Source organism: Flavobacterium bizetiae (assembly GCF_902804475.1).
GTDB lineage: Bacteria > Bacteroidota > Bacteroidia > Flavobacteriales > Flavobacteriaceae > Flavobacterium > Flavobacterium bizetiae.
The window spans coordinates 1-2,440 of sequence record NZ_CADCSU010000238.1 but is presented as its reverse complement, the minus strand read 5'-3'; the positions used below and the strand labels follow the sequence as shown (position 1 = coordinate 2,440).

Here is a 2,440-nt window from a genome sequence, read left to right as displayed (position 1 = left end):
ATCTTTTATTATAAATTTACCATCACGTCCCAATATTGTTTTAGATATAAGTATATCTAAATCATCTTTAATGGCTTTATTGTAAAGACACTCCAGAAAATCATCCTTTATAAAATCATCATTATCTAAAAAACCAATATATTCTCCATTCGCAATGTTAACCCCTGAATTTCTTGCTTCGCCAATTCCTTTATTTTCCTGATTAATGAGAATCAAACGCGAGTCTTCTTTTTGATATTTTTCAATTATTTCGCGGCTGTTGTCTGTTGAACCGTCGTTTACAAATATAAATTCACAATCACTTAATGTTTGATCTAATAATGATTTTATACAGTCAAATAAATAATTCTTTGCGTTATAAACCGGAATAACAACACTAATTTTAATCGCTGTCATGGTTCTTTTGTTTTTATAATCAGCTTTACTTCTTTATTAGCAAAATACCACATTCCTAAAACTATAAATATTTGCGTAATAATAAGTGTAATTGCTGTTCCTAATTCCTGATAAACATTTGTGAGAATAAAATTAATAGCTAAATTTAAAATTGTTGCAAATACGATTACGCGAAAATATAAATGATCTCGGCCTAAATTTAAGAGAATTTGTTTTCCATACATCGTGTCCAGAAAAGATAATAAAGGAATAAGTATTAAAATTCTAAAAATTAAAACTGAAGAAAACATTGCTTTTCCATATATTATCTCAATAATTTGTTCAGCAAAGCAAAAACATATTATTATAATTATTGAAAACAAGACTGTTCCTAATATTGTGATTTTCTTTATTTTTTGAATTGTTTGCAATTTGTCCTGTGTCATTTCTTTTGAAAGATAAGGGAAAATTGTATTCGAAATTGGAGTCTGAAAATTACCTATTGCCCTGACAAGCTTCTCGGCTGCAGAGAAATAACCCACCGCATGATTACCGGCTAAAATACCTAAAATTAAAGTATTAGTATTGGTAAATAATGAAATTTTTAACTCTGATAAAAATACATACTTTGATTTATGTAATTGTTCATTTATTCCTTTTAATGATTGCAGCTTGAATTTGATATTAAAATCTCTCTGAATGTAAAACAGAGCAAAAACTCCCGCTGTTATAAAGCCCAGAGCATTAAAAACAGGTACTAAATAATAGTCTGATTTTTGTCTGACAAAAACAAAAAGTGCTATTGTAAAAATTAATTTGGTAGCTAAGTTTAGATAAGTTATATATTTCATTTTTTGGATTCCCTGAAAATACCAAACCGGAAAAATTGCCTGTCCTAAAATAGATCCAAATGAAAATAAGTAGATAATCCAGTAGTTTCTGAAAATTTCAAACGAAAACACAATTCCCATCATTACAATAAAACTTAAAACAACCAAAACTAATTTTGCCGACATTATTTGATTAAAAATCAGATTTTGTTTTTCAAAATCATCAACAACCAATGAAATGTCCCGGGTTCCTGTCGCATTGAAACCATAGTCTGTAACAATTTGGAAATAGGTAATAAAAGCAAAGGAAAAAGACAATAATCCAAAATATTCTACACCTAATACCCTTATTAAATAAGGAAAAGTAATTAAGGGTAAAAGCAAATTTAAACCTTGAAGCAGAGAAAGATATACAAAATTTGAAGCTAAAATTTTGTGCTTTTTATATCGCTGAAATATATCAAAAATTAGCTTCAATGTAGAGGGGATTATATGATAAAAATAAGGCTATACCTGAGAAGGAACAGCCTTAAATATTATATTTTTTTTAAAACTATAATTTAACTCCTCTTACTCTTTCGATTTCAGGATAAATTGTCGGTTTTGTTAAGAAGTATGGATCAAAACTTTCTCCATTTTTAATAAATGATGCTTCACCCTTAGTCTCATCAAATTTTATAAATTCATTTGGAGTAAAATATTTTAAGATATCTTTTTGTTCAATTTTAAAAATTCTTCCTTCAAAACTTAATGTTATAGAATTGATTATAATTGGGGTTTGCTCTTTTTTTGAACTAACATCAAAACGAATATCATTTGGTAAAATTCCTTCCGGAATACTAAATGTAATTATTTGCGATTCTGCATTTCCTTTCACACCATTATAAACAGTGTTTTTTGCATCAAAATAAGCAATTGACGGATCTTTATAAAAAAGAATTAACTCATCGTCCTTTTCTATTTTTAAATCAACAATTACATCAAATGTATTGGCTTTAACCTCTTCAACCGGAGCAATTTCTTCTTTATTCTTGCAGGAACTAAATAATGTTAATAAAACTAAATTTATAAAAATCAATTGTTTTTTCATTGGTATATTTTTTTGAACAAAAATATATATATTTAGCGTTTAGCACTAAGGTATTTTTAATTTTCGTCTAAGTTTTCTCAAATATTTAAAATAATGTAATGTTATATATTTATAATTTAATCAACTGTTTTTGACTGTTGTAAAA

The 2,440-nt window shown here is 26.9% G+C and carries 3 protein-coding genes; all 3 read right to left on the bottom strand.

Annotation, left to right across the window (positions count from 1 at the left end):
• Positions 1–396, bottom strand: a 396-nt coding sequence (locus FLACOL7796_RS24485) for a glycosyltransferase family 2 protein (protein WP_173973380.1), incomplete at its 3' end; no start/stop codon positions are given.
• Positions 393–1,682: a flippase gene (locus tag FLACOL7796_RS24480; protein WP_262889179.1), complete on the bottom strand. Its 1,290-nt coding sequence runs from the start codon at positions 1,680–1,682 to the stop codon at positions 393–395. The genes FLACOL7796_RS24480 and FLACOL7796_RS24485, both read right to left, overlap by 4 nt.
• Positions 1,683–1,758: 76 nt before the next feature.
• The gene (locus FLACOL7796_RS24475; RefSeq protein WP_173973378.1) at positions 1,759–2,295 is read right to left on the bottom strand and encodes a hypothetical protein; all 537 of its coding nucleotides are present in this window, start codon (positions 2,293–2,295) and stop codon (positions 1,759–1,761) included.
• Between the last annotated feature and the right edge of the window lie 145 nt (positions 2,296–2,440).

Coding starts and splice junctions, on each gene's coding strand:
- FLACOL7796_RS24475 (WP_173973378.1), bottom strand. CDS start 2,295: ATGAAAAAACAATTGATTTTTATAAATTTAGTTTTATTAACATTATTT.